This window comes from Streptomyces anandii JCM 4720 (genome assembly GCF_014650655.1).
Classification (GTDB): Bacteria; Actinomycetota; Actinomycetes; order Streptomycetales; family Streptomycetaceae; genus Streptomyces; species Streptomyces anandii.
This window is the reverse complement of sequence record NZ_BMVJ01000002.1, coordinates 394727-400675: the sequence shown is the minus strand read 5'-3', so window position 1 is coordinate 400675 and position 5949 is coordinate 394727. Positions and strand designations below refer to the sequence as shown.

The window sequence follows — 5949 nt, the reverse complement described above, 5'->3', positions numbered from 1 at the left end:
CTGCGGCTGGAGGAGGCGCTCGGGCACCGGCCGCCGCCGTGGATGGCCCCGCGCGTGTGGCTCGAGGTCGCGGACGCGCGGGCGGCGGCGCGGGAGCTGACGGCGTCCGGGATCGTGCTGCTGGACCAGCCGTTCGCCGTGGCCACCGGCTGGAGCGTGGAGATCGCCGACCCCTGGGGCAACGTCCTCGGCTTCACCGACTACACCAAACGGCCGGAGCTGGGCCGCCGGCCGTGAGGGACGGGGGCGGCGGGGCCGGCAGGGATTGAGACGCGGGTCACCCGGCCCCTCGCATCCCTTGCGTTGAACGTGTTCAAAAACAGGTCTACAGTCGTCCACGACAACGTTTTGAACGTGTTCAAGAAGGGTGGGGACATGGACCGTACGGTCATCGCCTACGTCATCTATCTGCTCGTCAGCATCGCCCTGACCGTCTGGGTGGCCCGCACGCTCAGCAGCAACGGACGGATCTTCCTCGCCGACGTGCTGCACGGCGACGAGAGGCTCGCGGACGCGGTGAACCACCTGCTGGTGGTCGGCTTCTACCTCGTCAACCTCGGCTTCGTCGCGCTGTACCTGAGCGGCGACCACGACATCGAGGACACGCGCGGGATCTTCGAGGCCCTGTCGACCAAGCTCGGCGTGGTGCTGCTGGTGCTCGGCGCGATGCACCTGGGCAACGTGTACGTGCTCAACCGGATCCGGCGGCGCGGGGTGATGGAGCGCGAGCAGGTGCCGCCCGTCGCACCGCAGGGTTTCGTCGCCCCGGCGGGCGAGGCGTGAGCACGGTGCCGGCCCTCGCCGACCGCGGTCCGTCGGACCGGGGCGCCGCGCGCGTCCCGGTCCGCGGGCTGACCGTCCTGTACGACGCCGAGTGCTCGCTGTGCGCCTTCGTGCGCGACTGGCTCGTCAGGCAGCGGCAGCTCGTCCCGCTGGAGCTCGTGCCGGCCGGCTCCGAGCAGGCGCGGCGGCGCTTCCCCGGCCTGGACCACGGGACCACCCTGGAGGAGGTCACCGTCGTGGGCGACGCCGGGCAGGTCTTCCGGGGCGCCGCCGCCTGGATCGTCGTCCTGTGGGCACTGCGCGAGCACCGGCCGCTCGCCCACCGGCTCAGCACCCCGGCGGGCGCCAGGCTCGCCCGGGGCGCGGTGCTCGCCGCCGCCAAGTGGCGCGGCCGGCAGTGGAACGGCGCGCGGGGGGACGGCACGGGCTGGGGCGGGGGCGCCTACCGGCGCGGGGACGGGTGGTCGTACGACCGGCACGTGGGCTGGACCTACGACGCACCCGGCTGCGACAGCGGCTCCTGCCCCACTGGCTAGGCTCTTCACGTGCCCCAGAAGAGTGACGACGGCCGCGGTGCCGGCGGTGTGAGTCCCAGCAAGTCCGAGCAGACCCGCGCGCTGATCCTGGAGACGGCCATGCGGCTGTTCCAGGAGCGCGGGTACGACAAGACGACGATGCGGGCCATCGCCAAGGAGGCCGGGGTCTCCGTCGGCAACGCGTACTACTACTTCGAGGGCAAGGAGCACCTGATCCAGGGCTTCTACGACCGGATCGCCGCCGAGCACCAGGCGGCGGTCCGGGAGGTCCTGGCCCGGGAGACCGACCTGGAGGCGCGGCTGGCGGGCGTGCTGCGGACCTGGCTGGACGTGGCCACGCCGTACCACGAGTTCGCGGTGCAGTTCTTCAAGAACGCCGCCGACCCCGACAGCCCGCTCAGCCCCTTCTCCCCCGAGTCCGAGCACGCGCGCGTGGAGGCCATCAGCGTGCACAAACAGGTGCTGTACGGGGCGAGGACCAAGGTGCCGGAGGAACTGCGCGAGGTGCTGCCCGAGCTGATGTGGCTCGCGCAGATGGGGCTGGTGCTCTACTGGATCTTCGACCGGACCCCGGGGCGCGAGCGCAGCTACCGCCTCGCCGAGCGGGGGGCACGGCTGACCGCACGCGGGGTGGCCCTGGCCCGCTTCCGCGTCCTGCGGCCCCTCGTGCACGAGGTGCACGAGCTGTTCAGGGACTTCCTGCCGGGGATGACGGGAGCGCTGCCCGACCCGGCGCGGGTCAAGCGCCGGGGCGCATGATCACTTCCGGGTGAACCGCCCGTGACGGGACACCGGGCGGCCCCGCTGCCTACGATGATGTTCTCGACACCAGCCCCTGGGAGGCACGCGATGTCCGCCGCAGCCATCGAGCAGCCCTTCGACGACGAGCCGTTCTCGCTCACGGCCATCGCCGACGAGATCATGGAGCGCCATCCGGGCTACCGAGTCGAGATCATCGGAGGACATCTCCTCGTGACCCCTTCACCGGATGCCCCTCACGCCCGCGCCCTGACCGGCCTCATGATCCCGTTCATCGCAGCCGGCCTGCACGGCGACGAAACCGAGGTCCTGCAGAACGTCGGCCTCTGGCTGCCCACCGGGGACGAGGACTACGCCATTCCGGACCTCGTGATCGTGGACGCCGACATCGACGACCACTTCGTCCAGAACAACGCGTACGACCCGGTCTGCTTCCGCCTGGTCCTGGAGGTCACCTCCAGCAACTGGAAGGACGACCTGAAGACAAAGGCCGTCGCCTACGCCAAGGCGAAGGTGCCGGTCTACGTCATCGTCGACCGCAAGCACCAGCGCCTGCACGTCCTCACCGACCCCACCGGGGAGAAGTACGAGCACCACCGCCCGTACTCCCCCGGCGAGACCGTCACCCTGCCCGACTCGATCGGCGCCAAGGTCACCCTCGACGTGAACGAGATCCTCAAGGCCGCGCAGAAGAAGGCTGGTTGACCGCGTCGGACTCCCCCTCCACCAGTTCCACGTCGTACACCAGGGGGCCGTGCCCGACCTCGAGACGCCGGGCCCGGGAGCCGTACGCGGATGCCGTCGCCGCCAGCAGATAGGCGCCCGGACCCGGTACCGACACGATGTACGAGCCGTCCGCCAGGGACGTCACCCGGTCCAGTTGGCGGCCGCCCTTGGTCAGCAGGGTGACCGACGCGCCGTCGACCGGCTCGCCCTCGGCGGTGCGGATGAGGCCGTGGACCACCGTGGCGGGACCTTCCCCAAAGGCCGGGGGCTCGGCCAGGGCCGGTTCCTCCTGGGCCTCCACCGCCAGGTGCGGCAGCCGCTTCTCCAGCCAGGCCGGCAGCCACCAGTTGGACGAGCCCAGCAGGTGCATCGCCGCCGGGACCAGGGCGGTACGCAGGATGAAGGCGTCCAGGGCGACCGCCGCCGCGAGGCCCACGCCCGCCATCGCCGCGCCGTTGTCGCCGCTCAGCACGAACGCCATGAAGACGCAGACCATGATGAGCGCCGCGGAGTTGATGACCCGGCTGGTCTCCGCGAGGCCCACCCGGACCGCGCGGGCGTTGTCCTTGGTGTGCACCCACTCCTCGTGCATCCGGCTCACCAGGAAGACCTGGTAGTCCATCGACAGGCCGAACAGCAGGGACAGCATGATGACCGGCAGGAAGGCGTTGATCGGCCCCTCCTTGCCCAGACCGAGCAGGTCGAGGCCCCAGCCCCACTGGAAGATGGCGACGAGGACGCCGAAGGAGGCCGCGGCGGCGATCAGGTTCATCACGGCGGCCGTCAGCGGCACCACCAGGGAGCGGAAGGCGACCAGCAGGAGCAGGAAGCCCAGGCCGATGATGGTGGCGACGAAGTAGGGCAGCCGGTCGCCGGTGACGGACGCGAAGTCCTTGGACACCGCGGTCACCCCGCCGACGTGGGCCTGCGCCCCTGCCCCCGGGATCACCTCGTCCCGCAGGGTGTCGATGAGGTCGTCGGTCTGCTTCGACTGCGGGGACGTCGTCGGCACCACCTGGACCACCGTCACACCGTTCTGCGGCGGCAGCGCGACGGCCTGGGCGACACCCGCGGCCGACTGGATCCCCTTGACCAGGGCGGTGGTGTCGCCGTCGGCCGTGACCACCTGGAGGGGGCCGTTGAAGCCGGGGCCGAAGCCCTCGGCGAGCAGGTCGTAGGCCTTGCGGGTGGTGGTGGACGGGTCGTCGTTGCCCTGGTCGACCGCGCCGAGGCGCAGCGACAGCACCGGCAGCGCGAGCACGGCCATCACCACCACGGCGAGCGCGGCGATCGTACGCGGACGCCGCTGCACCTGGGCCGACCAGCGGGCCGCGGTCCCGCTCGCCCGGTCGCGCTCCGGGCCCTCGGCGGCGAGCCGGCGCCGCTGCCTGCGGCTGAGGACGCGGGGGCCGAGGAAGCCGAGCAGGGCCGGCAGCAGGGTGGTGGCCGCGAGCACGCTCAGCACCACGGTCAGGGAGGTGCCGATGACCACGCCGTCCAGGAAGCGCAGGTTGGTCACCAGCATTCCGGCGAGCGCGATGCACACCGTGCCGCCCGCGAACAGCACCGCGCGCCCCGACGTGTTGAGCGCGGTGACGGCCGACTCCTCGGGGTCGGCGCCGCGCAGGATGCCGCGCCGGTGCCGGGTGACGATGAACAGTGCGTAGTCGATGCCGACGCCGAGGCCGATCAGGGAGGAGAGCAGCGGCGCGAGGTCGGGGATGTCGGTGGTGTGGCTGAGCAGTTGGACGGAGAACAGGCCGGTGCCGACGCCGAAGACCGCGACCGCGATCGGCAGCAGCATGGCGAAGAGGGAGCCGAAGGCCAGGAACAGCACCACGGCGGCGGCGATCAGGCCGACCATCTCCGCCAGGCCCTGCGGCGGCTCCTGCACCCGCTGGATCGCCTGGCCGCCCAACTCGACCTGCAGGCCGGGGCGTCCGGCGCCCTGTGCGGTGTCGACGACGTGCCGGACCAGGTCCTTGGGCACCGCGTCGGCCCGGTCGGTGAAGGTGATCTGCGCGTACGCGATCCGCCCGTCGCGGCTGATCCGCGCCGCGCCGCGGGGACCGCTGTAGGGGCCGGCGACCTCGCCGACGCCCTTCATCTCGGAGATCCTCTCCAGCGCGGGCTGGATCCGGGACCGTACGGCGTCGTCGCGGACCGAGCCGCCGTCCACCTTCCACACCACCGTGTCGGTGTCGCCCGCGCGGGCCGGGAAGGCCTTCTCCATCAGGTCGTACGCGCGCTTGGAGTCCGTGTCCGGAAGCGAGAACACGTTCGCGTAATCGGTGCCGGCCGCCGAGGCCGTAACCCCCAGGCCCAGCAGGGCCCCCACCCACAGCAACAGGACCACCAGCCGGTGCCGGTAGCACCACCGTGCCAATGCCGCCACGCTCAACGCTCCTTCTGTATCGGTCGGTCCCCCAGGTCCTGGGCACCAGCATGGGCGGCGCTTCACGCGCGCAGGGCGCGGCGGGCCCGACTCTCAAGGAACTCCAAAGCGGGCGCGGCCCCCGCCGCCGGCGGTCCCCCCGATACTGGGGGCATGACGACGGCTCCAGGCACCGTGCTGGTCGTGGAGGACGAGCCGAGCATCGCGGACGTCCTCGCGATCGCCCTGCGCTACCACCGCTTCGAGGTGATGACGGCGGGCACCGTCCGCGAGGCGCTCGCACTGGCCGAGCGCACCGCCCCGGACGCGGCCCTGCTGGACGTGATGCTGCCGGACGGCGACGGCAGGGCGCTCGGGCGCCGACTGCGGGCGCGGCGGCCGGAGCTGGCCCTGGTCTTCCTCACCGCGCGGGACTCGCCGGCGGAGATCGTCGGCGCGCTCGGATTCGGCGACGACTACATCACCAAGCCGTTCAACATCGACGAGGTGGTCGCCCGGATCACCGCCGTGCTGCGCCGCACCCGGCCGGCCGACGTCCTGCCCGGGCGCCCGCCGCTGCGCTACGGCGACCTGGAGCTGGACGAGACGACGTACTCGGTGCACCGCGCGGGCCGGACCGTGGAGCTCACCCCCACCGAGTACGCCCTGCTGCGCTTCCTGGTGCGCAACGGCGGCCGGATCGTGCCCAAGGAGCAACTCCTCAAGCACGTCTGGCAGTACGAGCACGCGCCGGCCGAGTCGACGGTGGTC

General features: G+C 72.0%; 7 protein-coding genes. 6 read left to right on the top strand and 1 reads right to left on the bottom strand.

The annotated features are described in order from the left end of the window. The 5 genes from IE249_RS36240 to IE249_RS04975 form a co-directional block, all read left to right on the top strand. On the top strand, positions 1–237 hold a 237-nt coding region (locus IE249_RS36240), incomplete at its 5' end, for a VOC family protein (protein ID WP_373304345.1). 138 nt (positions 238–375) lie between these two features. Then, entirely contained in the window at positions 376–783 is a 408-nt protein-coding gene (locus IE249_RS04990) for a hypothetical protein (RefSeq protein WP_189703511.1), read from the top strand. Beyond that, on the top strand, positions 780–1319 hold the full coding sequence (locus IE249_RS04985; RefSeq protein ID WP_189703510.1) for a thiol-disulfide oxidoreductase DCC family protein: 540 nt from the start codon (positions 780–782) through the stop codon (positions 1317–1319). The genes IE249_RS04990 and IE249_RS04985 overlap by 4 nt, the downstream gene beginning before the upstream one ends. A gap of 9 nt (positions 1320–1328) precedes the next feature. Beyond that, positions 1329–2078 carry a TetR/AcrR family transcriptional regulator gene (locus IE249_RS04980; RefSeq protein WP_189703509.1) on the top strand — a complete coding sequence of 250 codons (750 nt, stop codon included), beginning with the start codon at positions 1329–1331 and terminating at the stop codon, positions 2076–2078. A 90-nt stretch (positions 2079–2168) separates the two neighbouring features. Beyond that, on the top strand, positions 2169–2783 hold the full coding sequence (locus IE249_RS04975; protein WP_189703508.1) for a Uma2 family endonuclease: 615 nt from the start codon (positions 2169–2171) through the stop codon (positions 2781–2783). On the opposite strand, the gene IE249_RS04970 is transcribed toward IE249_RS04975, so the two are convergent. Then, entirely contained in the window at positions 2755–5190 is a 2436-nt protein-coding gene (locus tag IE249_RS04970) for an MMPL family transporter (protein WP_189703699.1), read from the bottom strand. The two genes, IE249_RS04975 and IE249_RS04970, sit on opposite strands and share 29 nt — an antisense overlap. Before the next feature lie 162 nt (positions 5191–5352). On the opposite strand from IE249_RS04970, the gene IE249_RS04965 reads away from it, so the two are divergent. Next, positions 5353–5949 (top strand): response regulator transcription factor (locus tag IE249_RS04965; RefSeq protein WP_229857547.1); only part of this gene is annotated, 597 nt, incomplete at its 3' end.

Excerpts from the sequence above, each read along its gene's own strand:
- IE249_RS04990 (WP_189703511.1), top strand. The coding sequence starts at position 376 with ATGGACCGTACGGTCATCGCCTACGTCATCTATCTGCTCGTCAGCATC.
- IE249_RS04975 (WP_189703508.1), top strand. The coding sequence starts at position 2,169 with ATGTCCGCCGCAGCCATCGAGCAGCCCTTCGACGACGAGCCGTTCTCG.